Genomic DNA, 15,903 nt, shown 5'->3' with positions numbered 1-15,903 from the left:
AAATTTATTAAATACTAATCAATTGGAGGTTATTATTATGGTTAAATACGAACATAAAATAGGCAGTACTGTAGGTACTGGAGTAGAAAAAGAAGTACAAAATAATTTTAATGGAGAAACCCAAGAAGTAGGTATGTACTTAGCTATGTCTAGACAAGCATCAAGGTCTGGTTACGGAGAATTAGCTGAAGTATTTAAAAGATTAGCTTGGGAAGAAGCAGAACATGCAGCAAGATTCTGTGAAATGAACGGAATTATTAAAGATGATCTCAAAGCTAACATTGAAATGATGTTAGAAGGAGAAAAAATGGCTAACGCTGAAAAAAGAGAAGCATCTGAAAAAGCTGCAGCTGAAGACCTCGAAGATGCAACTGATTTCTTCAAAGAAAGTTCCAAAGATGAAGGACGCCATTACAGAATCTTAGAAGGAATCTTAGAAAGATACTTCTAAATTTAGGAAAGAATTTAATTATTCTTCCTTAATCTTTTTTTAGCTTTAATATTTTTTAATTTAAATAATTTTACAATATCTATTTTTAATGACTTTTTCAGAATTCTTAAAAGGATTTAAGCTTTTTTTATAAATAAATAATTCATTTTCATCTTTTTTTATATTGCATAACATAATGCGATGTGTGTTTTTTACATTATAATGGAATTTACATTACATTCATATGGGATGTTTTTAAAGATATTAATTAAAGGTGAAATTATGACAAGTTTGCCATTAGGAAATGATAATGATTTAGATGATACTCAGTTTTATAATAGAGTAGATGAAATTTCATTCCTCTCTGATAATTTAGAACTAACTAAAAAAGGATCAACTCCAACAATACTTCTTACTGGCATTAGAGGAGTGGGAAAAAGTGCATTAATGAAAAAATTAAAAAAAAATCTCCAGAATGAATATTTAGTTGTTTATATGGACTTATCTGCAATAGACAAATATAAAAAGAATTCATTAACTCGCTTTGATTTTATGAAATTATTCTACGAATCAATTATAAAATCATGTAGTGAATCAAATATCATAACCATTGATACAAAAATTCTTAAATATTTCAAAAATCGTAATTTTAAATTAGATAAAATAGAAACAATTAATAAAATACCCCTACTCCCTCTTACAGAAGAGGATTACACTAAATTCACTACTTTTGTAATGGATTTGCCTCAACAAATATATGGAAATTATAAAAAGCAGATAAATGGAGTTTTAATATTTATGGATGAATTCCAGATTTTAAAACAGCTTGATGAAGATGTTAACGGATTTCTATGGTATATCAGAAGTGTAATCCAATCACAAAATCATATAGGGTATATCTTTTCTGGAAGTATGAGTGTTAAGGATGAATTAATTGCAGATATTGCCGGTCAAAAAGGAGCTTTCGGTGGCAGAATATTAAATTTTGAAATTACTACTTTTTCATTTGACACAACAAAAAATTATTTGAAAGAAAAAGCAGATTATCTTAAATTTACAGATGATGGCTTGAAAAGATTTTATAAATGTACAAAGGGAATTCCATATTATATCAATAGTTTTGCAAGATTGTTGCCTCCAAATGAAAAATTAAATGAAGATAAAATAATTAGTGAATTTAGAAAATCCTTACCTTACCTATTACTCCATTTGACAAATGAATGGTACAAACTAAATAATCAGGAAAAAAGAATCATCACATCACTTATTGAAAAACCACTGAAAAGAATTGAAATAGCAAATAAACTAGAAGTAACCAGCGGAGCTATTGGCGCTTCACTAAAAACATTGCAAAACAAAAGTCTGATAGAATTAGATAACAAAAAATATGAAATATATGATTCCATTTTTAAAGAATGGTTAAAAAAAGAATATGAAGAAAAAGGAGATTATCCCTATTAAGGGATTTATTATAAAAATCCATACACAATACTGAATATGATAATCATTCCTAAAATCAAAGACAGTGCATTGACAACAGGTTTGTAAAAGAATTCAGGTATTTTATAGCTGAGCAATGTTTCAAACATATGCCCTCCATCTAACGGTTTTATCGGAAGCAAATTAAATAATCCGATACCTAAATTCAGCATAGCTATCCATTGGAATAGTTCAAGTACACCAAACCATATCCAAGGCAGTGTATCGCCGTATACACTAGCTACACCATCATTCAATTCATAATGTTTAGCTGCCTGAATACCCATATATCCTTTAGAATCATTGTTTGGATTTTTATCTAAAATAATTGAATAATCGCCTTCATTCGTTCCTATAGTTATATTTTGACCAGGTTTAAGATTATTAACAGCATTTACATAGCTATTTGTATCATTAACCTTTTGATTATCAATTGATTCAATAATCATTCCCTCTTTAAGAACTTTACTTGCAGGAGAATCACCTACAAGCCTATCAATTTCTATCCCATTTTCTTCAAAGGTAGATGGAATAACATAAGATCCAACTGCAGAAACTATTAAAAGAGCTATTACTGCTAAAGTAATGTTTGCCATTGACCCTGCAGCATATATCCTTAATTTAGAAGATTTTTTAGCTTCTTTCATTTCTTCTTCATCAGGTTCCATAAATGCCCCCGGAAGAATTGCAAAAAGCATCAGACCTACTGATTTAACATTTATTTTCTCAGCAACAGCCAATATACCATGAGAAAATTCATGAACTATCAATACAGTAGCTAATGCAACCAATCCATAGCCTAAAGGAACATAAATTGATGAACCAGGAAGTTCAACTCCCGGAATAACTAAAGAAACTGAAGGAGCATATAACATTGAGGATAATGAACTAAGCAGTGTCCATGTAATGTATATCATTGCAATATATGAAATTACAATCCCTACATTCATAAACCATTTCCAAAACCGTGGAGAAAGATTAGCCATCCTTTTTATAAAATTTTTAAACTTTTCAGTTCTCCACATAATAAGAGGAAACTGAATTTCAAATCCATGATTGGTTAATTTGCTTTTTAATCCGAATGCCAATATCCAGATAACAATGAAAGCGATTAAATAATAATAAATACCATTCATTAAATGACCTCTTAGTCTACCAAATTAATGAATCAAAGAAGACAACATCAACTATATCGCCCTTTTGATATCCTTCATCATTTTCATCTATTATGATGTAGCTGTTTGCCTCCACCATAGACCTAATTATACCAGAACCCCTGTTCAACACATGCCTTGCAAAATCATCATCTGAAAATGCACGGACAAAATCGGTTCTTCCAAGCTGAGAAGGAATTTTTAATAAAGATTCTCTTTGAACAATATGGAAATTAAAGTCTCTGCCCTGCATATTAAATAAATATTTCCTCGCAAAAATATCAAATTGAGTCATAGCTGCAACTGGCTGTCCTGAAAATGTAAATATCATTTTATTATTAGCAATACCTGCACCAATAGGTTTTCCAGGCCTTATAGATACACCATGGAATAATATCTCCCCAATATCACCAACAACATCCAAAACCACATCACCTTTACTGATAGCTGTTCCCCCAGTAGTCATTATAACATCATATTCATCTAATGCTTCCAAAATAGCTTTCTTAACTTCTTCAAAACTATCTTTTACATGACAAATATCAAAAACAACTCCACAATCTTCAAGCATGGAGCCAATTGTGTACTGGTTAGAGTTGATTATTTTAGCTTTAGATATTTCTTCCTTAGTTGGATCTACAAGTTCATTGCCTGTAATAATTACCTTTACTTTAGGTTTTTTAAAAACTTTAACTGTATTATATCCTGCAGACGCTATTAAGCCCATTTCCTGATATCTGATAAAGGTATTTTTAGATAAAACCACATCCCCCTTGCTGATATCTTCAGCTTTCGGACTTACATTTTCACCAGGAGTTACCTGACTGTAAATGGTTAACTCATCACTCTGTGTTGTAGTATACTCCTTCATTAAAACAGCATCTGCACCTGCAGGAACAGGAGATCCAGTAGCTATTACAATAGCTTCATTTTCACCTATTATCTTGTCACAAAAATCTCCTGCACCAATTGAATCAACAATTTTTAAATGTTTAGGATTGCTTTGTGATGCTCCAAAAGTATTTACTCCCTTAAGGGCAAAACCATCCATTGCAGATTTATCAAAAGGAGGAGAATCATGAAAAGAAATAATATCTTCAGCCAACACTCTTTTATGAGCATCTTTTAAAGGTATTTCTTCATAATCCATTACCCTCTGATTACTTTCCATTAATTTCAAAGCATCTTTTAGAGAATCTAATTTAGACAAAAACATCAGCGCACCAGCTTAAGCCATGTATTTTTCAATAACTCCATGATAAGAATTATTTAATTCATCAATGGTAAATTCATTATCTCCAAGTTTTAAAACAGTTCCTTTAACTTCCCCTATAATAGCTACAGGAACATTTATTTTATTTAATATTTCATCAACAGCATCAGCCTTTACTGTTACAATATATCTACCATGTGATTCACTATAAATTAAATCTGATTCTTCCAAATCATCAGAAGTTATAACTGAATCCAAATCTATTTCACAACCAATATTACCTTTCATAACCATTTCAGATAATGCAACAGCTAATCCGCCATTAGATATATCATGAATAGCTGTAATATTTTTAGATGAATCTTCATCAAGTAATTTTAAGATAGTTTTACCATTAGCCAATTCATCTTCAATCCTAATTCTTGGAGCCATACCTTTTTCAATATTATGAATAGCCCTATGATATTCCGAACCGGTTACTTCATCATAAGTAGTACCAATTAAAAGGATTTTATCACCGGAGTTTTTAAAGTCCATTGTTCTGATATTTTCAATGTTCTCAACACCTATAACACCAACAGCAGGAGTAGGATTAATTTTAATACCTTCAGTTTCATTATAAAAACTTACATTTCCACTGATAACCGGAGCATTAAAATTCTCAGCTACAAGTGACATACCTTCAATTGTTCTTTTAAATTGCCATAATATTTCAGGAGTTTCAGGATTTCCAAAGTTAAGACAGTCTACAACAGCATAAGGAGTTGCACCCATGGAAATTACATTACGAATAGCTTCAGCTACACAACCTGCACCGCCATCAAATGGAGATAATTTAGTGTGGATTGTATTTGCATCAGTTGCAAGTGCAATAGCTGTCTCATCATCAATTCTTAAAACAGCTGCATCATCACCAGGTTTTACAACAGTTCTTACCTGAACTTCGTGGTCATACTGTTTGTAAACCCATTGTTTGGAAGCAATATTAGGTGAAGATAAAAGTCCAAGTAAGGATTGCCTAACTGGAGGGTGCTCTACTTCAACTTTTGATGTATCTTCAGGTATTTCTTTTAATTCACGATTAAGTGAAGGAGGATCAGCTAACAGTATAGTTGGCAAATCAGCTAAAGAAGAACCTTCATCATCAATTATCATGTTGTTTCCGTCAATAACTTCCCCAATAACTGCTGAAACAATTTCATGTTTATCACAGATTTCCTGTGCTTTTTCAACATCTTTAGGATTAATTACAAAAACCATTCTTTCCTGAGATTCTGAAAGCATGATTTCATATGGAGTCATTCCTGTTTCTCTTAAAGGAATATTACGTAAATCAACTCTTGCACCATTATCTGATTCATCAACAAGCTCTGAAATACAGCAGGTTAATCCTCCACCACCTAAATCTTTAACTCCGCTAACATTAATTTCATCTAAAATTTCAAGAGAAGCTTCCAAAACTCTTTTTTTAGTAAATGGATCAGCTACCTGTACAGCAGGCCTGTCTTCTGTTTCACTATCTGAAGTTAACTCTTCTGATGCAAAGGTTACACCATGAATTCCATCACGGCCAGTTGTACCTCCCATCAATAAAAAGACATCCCCAACATATGGAGCTTTTCCACGAACGATTTTATCTTTTTCAACAAGTCCTACACACATTACATTAACTAAAGGATTTGTTCTAAATGAATCATCAAATTCAACTTCACCTGCCACTGTTGGAACTCCTACCCTATTACCATAGTCAGAAATTCCCTCTACAACATGTTCAAATAAATATTTTGATTTTTCATCATCCAATGATCCGAAACGTAAAGAATCTAAAAGAGCTATTGGTCTTGCACCCATAGAAATAATATCTCTTAAAATTCCTCCAATTCCAGTACCTGCTCCACCATAAGGCTCAATAGCTGAAGGATGGTTGTGACTTTCCATACCAACAGCCAAAGCATATTTATCAGTTACTGAAACTAAACCTGCATCATCTCCAGGACCTAAAATAATATTTTCCCCTTCAGTAGGAAATGTACCTAGAATTGGTCTGCTGCTTTTGTAGGAGCAATGTTCTGAAAACATTACATCCAACATCCCTTCTTCCAGTTCATTCATTTTCCTGCCAAGGATACCTTCAATATATTCCATTTCAGAATCTGTTAAAGTCATTTTAAACACCTATTGCACTAATCTTATAGAAATACAGACTTCCTCGCCTTCAATATCCCAATTTTTAGTATAAATATCTTCGCCATCTAAACATTCTTTTCCATCAGAGCTAATTAAGCTGCGTGCCCTGATTTCATTAACAATAAATTCAGATTGTGGAAGTATTAATTCTTTAAATTCGCTAGAAGTACTTACAACAGCATCAATACTAGCTTCCACATCTAAATCTAAATCTTTCCTCATGTCCTGAACTCTTCTAATAAGTTCACGAGCCATTGCTTCTTGTTTAATTTCAGTAGTTACATTAGTATTTACAAATACATTACCAAATTCAAATTCAGAACTTACAAAGTCATCAGGGAGCTCTGTATCAAATAGTATATCATTACTATCTAATTCAAATGATTTTCCATCTGCTTCAACAGTGAATTTACCTGCATCATCCAATTCGCTTTTAATTAGATTACCGTCAGCTTCTTCAAGATATTTTTTAACAATACCCATATCTCCTTTAAGTCTAGGACCTAAAGTTTTAAGATTAGGTTTTGCATTAAATGACAAGTTTTCAAATTCTGCAGCAGTTAACACTTCTTTAGTATTTGATTGGTCTTTAATAATATCCTGTAACTCTTCAATAGCTTTAAGAACATCTTCATCCTGAGACACAATAGTAATATCAGATACAGGCCATCTAAGTTTGTATCTGGCTATATCCCTTGCTCTTGCAGATGCTTCAATTACTTCCCTTACTACATCCATTTTTTGCTCCAAATCAGAATTGATTTTAGATTCATCATATCCCCAGTCAAGCATGTGAATACTTTCAGGAGCATTTTCATCAACTCCTTTAACTAAGTTTTCATAGATTTCTTCACAAACATGAGGAGCTATCGGACATAAAACTGAAATCAGTTTGTAAATAGCTGTGTACAGACTGTAATAAGCTCCAAGTTTATCCGGATCATCACTTTCTACCCATGTTCTTCCACGAATAAGTCTTACATACCAGCGGCTTAAATCTTCAAGTATGAAGTTATTGATTTTTCTTGTAGCCTTATGGAATGATAACTCTTCCAAGTCCTGACCAACTTCTTTTACTAAAGTATTGGCTCTGGATATAATCCAATTGTCCTCATCTCTTAAAATGATATCTTTTTCAGTTATTTTAGTTGGATTGAATTCATCTAAAGACATGTAAGTAGTTGAAAATACATATACATTCCATAAAATATTAAACATCTTATTTACATTAAGCAATTCATCCCATACGAATTTTAAATCATCCCATGGCTTGCTTGCCCATAATAAATAGAATCTTAATACATCGGCACCATATTTCTCAATAACTTCTTCAGGAGAAACTACATTACCTAATGATTTACTCATTTTCTTACCGTGTTCATCTAAAACAAAACCGTGCATCAGTACTTTCTTATATGGTACCTGTCCCATGGAGATTACACCAGCACCTAACTGTGAGTAGAACCATCCTCTGGTTTGGTCATGGCCTTCTGTAATGAAGTCATATGGGAACCACTGATTAAATTTATCCTGCTGCTGAGGATAATATAATGAAGCCCATCCAGCTACTCCTGAGTCAATCCAAACATCTAAAACATCAGGAATTCTTTTTACTTCAGAACCGCATTTATCACATTTCATTACGATTTCATCAACATATGGTCTGTGAACAAGCTCATCATCATCAACAGAGATATCATTTAAAGCTTCGTTTTTTAATTCCTCTACAGAACCTATTACTTTTAATTCACCGCAATCAGGACATTCCCAAATAGGAATTGGAATACCCCAGTATCTTTGTCTTGAAATTGTCCAGTCTTTAGCATTATCTACCCAATCTCTGAATCTTCCCTGACCTGCCCATTGTGGCACCCATTCCACTTTGTCAATTTCATCAAGCATTTTTTGTTTAATGTCTGTTACTTTTAAAAACCATTGTTTAGTAGCTAAATATATGATAGGAGTTTTACATCTCCAACATACACCATACCTGTGTTCTATTGTTTCGTTTCTATACATCAAACCGCTGTTCTGCAAATCAGCCATGATTTCATCATTAGCAGCTTTACAGAATTCACCGGCATATTTGCCTGCATCATCAGTGAAATTACCGCTTTCATCAACAGGACAGAAAATCGGCAAATCATAAGCTTTACCTACTTCAAAATCGTCAGGACCATGTCCCGGCGCTGTATGTACGAATCCTGTACCTTCACCAAGTTCTACATGATCTCCAGGCAAAATAGTGTGAACATTTTCATTTTTATCAAATTCATCATGTATTGAAACTTCTTTTTCCAATGGATAAATGTATGATTTATGAAGTAAACTTTCACCTTTGACAACTTTAATTATCTCATAGACAACTTCAGTTTCTTTTATGATTTTATCTTCTTCATCTTCATTTTCAGCAGGTATTTTAGTTTTATGTACAATGGTAGCAGGACCTAAAACTGTTTCTACCAGGTTTTGAGCAAGAAGTAAAATTTCTCCATCAATTTTAACAAATGCATAATCAAATTCAGGATTTACACAGATAGCAAGGTTTGCAGGAAGTGTCCATGGAGTTGTTGTCCATACCAAGAAATATTCCGGCAAATCGCTGTCTTCCAGCAATGGAGTTTTAAGTGGAAATTTAACAAAAATTGAAGGGTCAACTTTTTCTTCATAATCAATTTCTGCTGCGGCCAATGCTGTTTCACAATGAGGACACCAGCTAATTACTCTTTTATCATTTACAAGTAAATTCTGTTCATTAGCTCTTTTTAATGTCCACCATGCAGATTCCATATATTTGGGATCTAAAGTCATGTATGGGTCTTCCCAATCCATCCAAACTCCCAAATCATCGAATTCTTTTTCCATAGCTAATTTATTGTCTATTGCAAATTCCTTACATTTATCAACAAATTTAGCTATTCCAATGTTTTCTTCAATTTCCTGTTTGCTTTTAATACCCATCAATTCTTCCACTTTGTGTTCAATTGGAAGACCATGCATATCCCATCCTGCCTGTCTTCTTAAGCTAAATCCATTCATACTTTTATAACGTAAGTAAGAATCTTTAATAACTTTATTCCAAGCAGTTCCTAAATGTATTTTACCACTACAATACGGAGGTCCATCTAAAAAGGAATATTGAGGACCATTAGCTCTAAGTTTATTTACTTTAGAAAAAGTATCTTCTCCTACCCAGAAGTTTTGAATCTTTTTTTCTATTTTTTTATGATCATATGATTTGTCTGCCTCTTTTATTGGCATGATAATTCTCCCTATATTAAATAAGAAATTAATTGATATGTTGTGTTGAATAATTTAAAAAAAAATAAAAATCTCTAAAGAATAGAAATTTAATTTAGTTGAAAAAACGAGAAAGGAAATTTAATATATAGTTATCAAACTATAATTAAATTATACCTATAATCTAAAAGGTTCTTGTTTTTCCTTGAACAACATTTTCTGTAATGATTGATATATCTTCAAGCCACCTGTCAACAATTTGTTCTACTTTTTTATCAACATCTTCAAGTTTGACGCCATCTTCTAAAATAAGTTGAGTAGAAGCTGCTTTCGGTTGGTCAATAGGTTTACCAATTTGGCTTAAAATCATAACATTCATCTGTTTGATTCCTTCAACATTTTCAACAACGTCATTAGCTATTTCATTAGATAATATGTTGTAAATTTTACCTACGTGGTTAATAGGATTTTTACCTGAACTAGCTTCCATTGACATTGGTCTGCATGGAGTGATTAAACCGTTAGCCCTATTTCCTCTACCTACAGAACCGTCATCACCCATTTCAGCAGAAGTACCTGTTACAGTTAAATAATAACCTGATTCATCAGTTGCATCATCATTGTCTGCAGTGTTAACAAATACTTCAACTTCCCTGTTGGTGTATTTGGTTGCAAGATCAGATACAATATCTTTTAATTCTTCACGAACAGCAATGTATTCTTCCCTGTTTGCAACAAATTTTGAAACCATTGCACATCCAATAGTTAAGGTAATTTTTTCTCCTTCTCTTAAACCCATAACTTTGATATCTTCACCAACAGCAGGATGTTTAGCTTTGAAAGCTTTGGAGTTCAATAATTCTTCAGTAGCTTTAACTAAATTTTCAGTTTCTGAAAATGGAGCATAACCTACACCAAAAGAGGTATCATTTGAAGAAGGCGCACCTTCCCTTTTAAATACATCTACCAAATCTCCGGATCCGTGTCCAATTTTACATTCAACAACAGTATCCAATTCAACATCTAAATTAATGATAGTTTCATCTAAAAAGTTTTTAGCTGCTTCAATAGCTACTCTGTCAAGAGGGAATTTAACTCCATCATATTCTGAAACTCCCCTACCAGTCAATAAGATATCAATAGGTTTTAAGATTTTACCTCCGCCGAATACAGGATTGGATTCCCCTGCAGTAATTTGAACTTCGTCAGTGTTATGGTGAAGAACTCCTCCTAATTCATCCATGTACATTTTACATAAAGCTTCACTTACAGTTTCACCGATACCGTCACTAATACTGTCTGGGTGACCTATACCTTTTCTTTCAACGATTTCAATATCGATATCTTCAATATAAGTTTGATTTAATTCTTTTACAATTATGTTTCTCATTTTATCAACACATATCAGTTATTTATATTATATTTTTTTAGTTTAATTAATAAATAAATGTATGGGATTTTAACTTTCAAACTAAATTTCTTAAAACAAAAGCAATATTCCCTAATCAGATTCTAAAAACTTAAAAACAATAAAAACAAAAGCTAAGCTAATGAAAAAAGGAATTTACAACAAAACAACTAAACAAAACATCAATATGAAAATTAAATTTGCAGACACATATTTTAAACGGCTTAAAGGATTGATGTTTAAAAAAAATATTGATTACGGACTGGTTTTTATTATAAAAGCTAAAAGCAGATTTAATTCAGGAATTCACACATCATTTATGAAATTTAACATAGATGTGTACTTTTTAGATGAAAATTTAAAGATTTTTGATATTCAAACTCTGAAACCCTGGGAAAAATATACCCCTTCAAAAAAAGCAGATTACATAATTGAGTTTGAAGAAAATAAAATGAAAAATAAATTAAAAAAAGGAGATGAAATAGAATTCATCTAATAATCTTTTAAAAAGTCCAGTAACTCATTAGGATTTTCAAATATTTCAATATCGCCAATACCAGTTAATTTTTTAGTATTTTCAATATCAATATCCCTCATATACATTGTTATGATTTTACCTTCAGATATTGCTCCATTTGGACATACGTCTTTACAAAGACCACATCCAATACATTTTAACAAGTCAATTTCTTTGTGAGGAACAATTGCTTTCTGTTCACATGTCAAAGATGCAACACACTCACTGCAAGCCTCACATTTAGAAACTTCCATTTTTGAAGGTAAAACTGTATCAATAGGACCTGGATGAATATCTACTGGAACTATAAGTGTTTTAACAGCTCCTTTACCAGCCTGAGCCACAGCATTTGTAACCAAAGTATCTGAAATACCATGAACAATCTTTGCAACTGTATTGGCAGTAGCTGGAGTCACAATCAGCAAATCATATTTACCAAGTGAAAGTCTTCCAGTAATTGGATAGCTAAATTTTTGAGTCCTGTCAGTAGCTAATTCCCTATATTTTCCGCCAGTTAAACTAACTACTCTTTCATAAAGACCATACATTTTTAAAACATCTTCACCAGCACCAGATAAAAATATAGTTAATTCATGATCCTTAGCTAGTTTTTCAGCTACCTGAACAGACTCATTAAGTAAATGACCAGCTCCAGTAAATGCAAATCCTATTCTCATATTATCTAAAGTTTATGGAACCTGTAACCTTCGTTTTGTGAGAATGAATAGTGAACAGTAGTGTACTGATCCATGAATTCACGTACTTCGTCTTTAATGTTTTCTTTATCAACAGCAACTCTTTTAATGAATTCAGCTACTTCATCCATTTCTTTTTCTTTTAATCCTCTTCTGGTGATTTCCTGAGTTCCTATTCTTAAACCGGAAGGATTATCACTATCATTTACATCATCGCCAGGAAGAAGGTTTTTGTTTAAAATAACATCATTATTAGCTAAATCACGTGCAATATCACTAGCACTTCTAATATTTGAAACATTAATAGCTAATTGGTGAGATTCTGTAAATCCTAATTCTTCACATAATACATCAAATCCACGCTCATATAAGCTTTGAGCTAATGCTTTGGAATTTTTAACAATCTGTTTAGAATAGTCTTGTCCAAATTCCAACATTTCTGCAGAAGCAATTCCTAAACCAGCTAAATGGTGGAGATGGTGATTACTTACAACACCCGGAAATACTGCATTGTCAATAACTTCCTTGTTTTCTTTATGAGAAAGAATAATTCCTCCTTGTGGACCAGGGAATGATTTGTGAGTACTTCCCATCATTAAATCTGCTCCTTCAGCTATTGGTTGTTGGAATTGACCACCAGCAATAAGTCCTAAAACATGTGCTGCATCATACATGATTTTTGCTCCAACTTCATCAGCTGCTTCACGAGCTTCTTTTACAGGATGAGGGAATAAGAATAAACTTCCTCCAAAAAGAACTATTTTTGGTTTTTCTTCGAGGATTTTTTTATTCATTGCATCAATGTCAATGTTCATAACTTCTTTGTCAAAAGGCTGACTTATAGTTTTTAAACCAGCAATTCCTGCTGCACTAACTTTAGCATGGCTAATGTGTCCTCCATAAGGAACATCTAATGCCATTAATTTGTCACCATAATTAGAATAACCGAAAAATGCTGCTAAATTAGCTGTTACTCCAGAAATAGGCTGAACATTTGCATAGTCAACATTGAATAATTTTTTAGATAAGTCAATAACACGATCTTCTATTTCATCAATATACTGACATCCTTCATATAATCTTTCATGAGATTGTCCTTCTGCATATCTATGAGCTAAATCAGAAGCTACAGCCTCAGTTACATCTGAACTTGTAATATTTTCACTAGCAATGAGATTTATACTGTTTCTCATATAATTAGTGTGTTCTTTCATGATTCTTTCAAATTCTAAAACTTCGTTTTGATAATCAGTCATTTACTACACCTAAGTATCCAATTAGTATTAAAAATTAACGATACACAAATACATTATGTTTATCTTATAATATAATATTTTTGCAGTAATTATAATATAATTCAAATGTCAATAATCCACTTACCAACATCTAATTAAGGAAGTAAAATAAGTTATTAAGTGTTAAAAATAGTTTAAAATTTTAAAAAAAAGAATTGGAGATAAAAATCTCCGCATCTATTTACCTACGTCTTCAAGAGCAGCACTGATTTGTGCCATAATTTGATCGGTTTTGAAGTGTTGTTGATCCATAGCTCCAGATGGACATGCACCTACACAGGTACCGCATCCTTTACATAATGCAGCGTTAATTTCTGCGTGAGCAGCATTGTCATCTCCAACAATGGAAATAGCACCATATGGACATAATTCAACACAAACTTCACAAGCACCACAAACTACATCGTCAGTACGTGCAATAATAGGTTCAATTTCTACTTGACCTTTAGCCATTGGGATAGCTGCCCTGGATGCTGCAGCTGAACCTTGTGCTACAGAGTCAGGAATATCTTTAGGACCTTGTGCTACACCAGCAATGTAAACACCATCAGTTAAGGTGTCAACAGGCCTAAGTTTAGGGTGAGCTTCCATATAGAATCCGTCGGAAGATTTGGAAACACCTAAAGTTTGTCTGAGTTCTTCTGAACCTTCAGGATGTTCAAGACCAACACTTAAAACAACTAAGTCGTAAGTGTATTCAGTTACTTTACCAAGTAAAGTATCTTCTGCTCTGATAGTTAAAGTTAAATCATCGTTTTCGAAGATTTGAGCAGGTTTACCTCTGATAAATTCAATACCATATTTTTCTTGAGAGGTTTTGTAGAACTCTTCGTATCCTTTACCAAATGCACGAATATCCATGTAGTAACAGGTTACTTCGGTATCTGGTTCGTGGTCAATACATAATTGAGCGTTTTTCATGGAGTACATACAACATACTCTGGAACAATATGGTTTACCGATTTGTTCATCCCTAGAACCGACACAGTGGATGAATGCAACACGTTCAGGTTCTTTACCATCAGATGGTTTTACAACGTGTCCACCAGTAGGACCAGATGCGTTAATCATCCTTTCAATTTCCATACCAGTAATTACATTGGAGAAACGTCCGTATCCATATTGGTAAATACCTGATGGGTCAAATGGATCGTAACCAGTAGCTGCGATAATAGTACCAACATCTAATTTAATTTCAGATGGTTGTTGATTGTGGTCAATAGCTCCACGTTCACAAGCTTGGTCACATAACATACATTCAATACAGTAATCTTTATCAATTGTTGCACATAATGGTACAGCTTGAGGGAATGGAATGTAAGCAGCTTTTACCATACCTACACCTTCATCGTAGTAGTTAGGTATTTCAATTGGACAAGCTTCTACACAAGATCCACATCCGGTACAATCTTCTTCGATTACGTATCTTGCTTTTTTACCTACAGTTACATGGAAGTTACCAATGTATCCGTCCACTTGTTTAACTTCTGCATAGGTAATTAATTCGATGTTTTCATGTTTGGAAACGTCTACCATTTTTGGTGCTAAAATACACATTGAACAGTCAAGAGTTGGGAAAGTTTTATCTAATTGTCCCATCCTACCTCCAATGGTAGGGTGTCTTTCGACCATGTAAGTTTTAAAGCCCATGTCACCTAAATCTAAAGCAGTTTGAATACCACATACTCCACCACCGATAACTAATGCTTTGTTATCTACTGCTACTTTAGTAGCTTCTAATGGTTCGAGTAATCTTGCTTTAGCAACAGCCATACGAGTTAAGTCTTTAGCTTTTTCAGTTGCTGCTTCAGGTTCAGCCATGTGTACCCAAGAGTCTTGTTCCCTTAAGTTTGCGAATTCAAATAAGAATTTGTTTAAACCAGCTTCTTCTACACATCTACGGAAAGTAGGTTCGTGAAGACGAGGAGAACATGCAGCTACAACAACCCTGTTAAGGTTGTGTTCTTTAATATCTTCTTGGATCATTAATTGACCTGGGTCAGAACACATGTATTTGTAGTCTTTTGCAACTACAACATCAGGCAAATTACCTGCGTATTCTGCGACATCCGGACAGTCTACAACTCCACCAACGTTTACACCACAGTGACAGACGTAAACACCAATCCTTAATTCTTCATTATTATCTCTTTTTTCTTCTGCCATATTTAATTCACCTTGTACAAGTCGTGAAAATAATCTAATTATATTAATAAAAATTTAATGCAAAAAAAAATTATTATAATTTTTAGAAATTAATTAGATATTAAATATGTAGTAAACCC

11 protein-coding genes are annotated in these 15,903 nt (G+C 32.9%); 3 read left to right on the top strand and 8 right to left on the bottom strand.

From position 1 onward, the window contains the following. Nucleotides 1-37 precede the first annotated feature (37 nt). Together ACMC9J_RS05185 and ACMC9J_RS05180 are read left to right on the top strand one after the other, a co-directional pair. On the top strand, nucleotides 38-451 hold the full coding sequence (locus ACMC9J_RS05185) for a ferritin-like domain-containing protein (protein ID WP_019265232.1): 414 nt from the start codon (nucleotides 38-40) through the stop codon (nucleotides 449-451). Nucleotides 452-712: 261 nt separating this feature from the next. Continuing rightward, complete coding sequence (locus tag ACMC9J_RS05180) at nucleotides 713-1,891, top strand: AAA family ATPase (RefSeq protein WP_427002999.1); 1,179 nt, start codon at nucleotides 713-715, stop codon at nucleotides 1,889-1,891. An 8-nt stretch (nucleotides 1,892-1,899) separates the two neighbouring features. On the opposite strand, the gene ACMC9J_RS05175 is transcribed toward ACMC9J_RS05180, so the two are convergent. From ACMC9J_RS05175 to ACMC9J_RS05155, 5 genes are all read right to left on the bottom strand, one after another. Further along, nucleotides 1,900-3,045 (bottom strand): site-2 protease family protein, encoded by a 1,146-nt coding sequence (locus ACMC9J_RS05175; protein ID WP_019268115.1) that lies wholly within the window; start codon nucleotides 3,043-3,045, stop codon nucleotides 1,900-1,902. A gap of 16 nt (nucleotides 3,046-3,061) precedes the next feature. Further along, nucleotides 3,062-4,279 (bottom strand): molybdopterin molybdotransferase MoeA, encoded by a 1,218-nt coding sequence (locus ACMC9J_RS05170; RefSeq protein WP_250416935.1) that lies wholly within the window; start codon nucleotides 4,277-4,279, stop codon nucleotides 3,062-3,064. Between the two features lie 12 nt (nucleotides 4,280-4,291). Beyond that, the gene (gene purL, locus ACMC9J_RS05165) at nucleotides 4,292-6,442 is read right to left on the bottom strand and encodes a phosphoribosylformylglycinamidine synthase subunit PurL (protein WP_019265227.1); all 2,151 of its coding nucleotides are present in this window, start codon (nucleotides 6,440-6,442) and stop codon (nucleotides 4,292-4,294) included. A gap of 9 nt (nucleotides 6,443-6,451) precedes the next feature. Then, nucleotides 6,452-9,724, bottom strand: a complete 3,273-nt coding sequence (gene ileS, locus ACMC9J_RS05160; RefSeq protein WP_427002998.1) for an isoleucine--tRNA ligase — start codon at nucleotides 9,722-9,724, stop codon at nucleotides 6,452-6,454. 163 nt (nucleotides 9,725-9,887) lie between these two features. Further along, on the bottom strand, nucleotides 9,888-11,093 hold the full coding sequence (locus ACMC9J_RS05155) for a methionine adenosyltransferase (RefSeq protein ID WP_094516340.1): 1,206 nt from the start codon (nucleotides 11,091-11,093) through the stop codon (nucleotides 9,888-9,890). A 160-nt stretch (nucleotides 11,094-11,253) separates the two neighbouring features. Here ACMC9J_RS05155 and ACMC9J_RS05150 point away from each other — a divergent pair, with 160 nt between their 5' ends. Then, nucleotides 11,254-11,607 (top strand): DUF192 domain-containing protein, encoded by a 354-nt coding sequence (locus tag ACMC9J_RS05150; protein WP_019265224.1) that lies wholly within the window; start codon nucleotides 11,254-11,256, stop codon nucleotides 11,605-11,607. Here the strand turns inward: ACMC9J_RS05150 and ACMC9J_RS05145 are convergent. From ACMC9J_RS05145 to ACMC9J_RS05135, 3 genes are all read right to left on the bottom strand, one after another. Then, nucleotides 11,604-12,305 carry a dihydromethanopterin reductase (acceptor) gene (locus tag ACMC9J_RS05145; protein ID WP_427002997.1) on the bottom strand — a complete coding sequence of 234 codons (702 nt, stop codon included), beginning with the start codon at nucleotides 12,303-12,305 and terminating at the stop codon, nucleotides 11,604-11,606. The two genes, ACMC9J_RS05150 and ACMC9J_RS05145, sit on opposite strands and share 4 nt — an antisense overlap. Nucleotides 12,306-12,310: 5 nt before the next feature. Then, nucleotides 12,311-13,579: a serine hydroxymethyltransferase gene (gene glyA / locus ACMC9J_RS05140; protein WP_427002996.1), complete on the bottom strand. Its 1,269-nt coding sequence runs from the start codon at nucleotides 13,577-13,579 to the stop codon at nucleotides 12,311-12,313. A gap of 216 nt (nucleotides 13,580-13,795) precedes the next feature. Continuing rightward, nucleotides 13,796-15,784, bottom strand: a complete 1,989-nt coding sequence (locus ACMC9J_RS05135; RefSeq protein WP_019265221.1) for a CoB--CoM heterodisulfide reductase iron-sulfur subunit A family protein — start codon at nucleotides 15,782-15,784, stop codon at nucleotides 13,796-13,798. Nucleotides 15,785-15,903 lie beyond the last annotated feature (119 nt).

The organism is Methanobrevibacter intestini (assembly GCF_047402955.1).
Classification (GTDB): Archaea; Methanobacteriota; Methanobacteria; order Methanobacteriales; family Methanobacteriaceae; genus Methanocatella; species Methanocatella intestini.
This window is presented reverse-complemented; position numbering and strand designations above follow the sequence as displayed.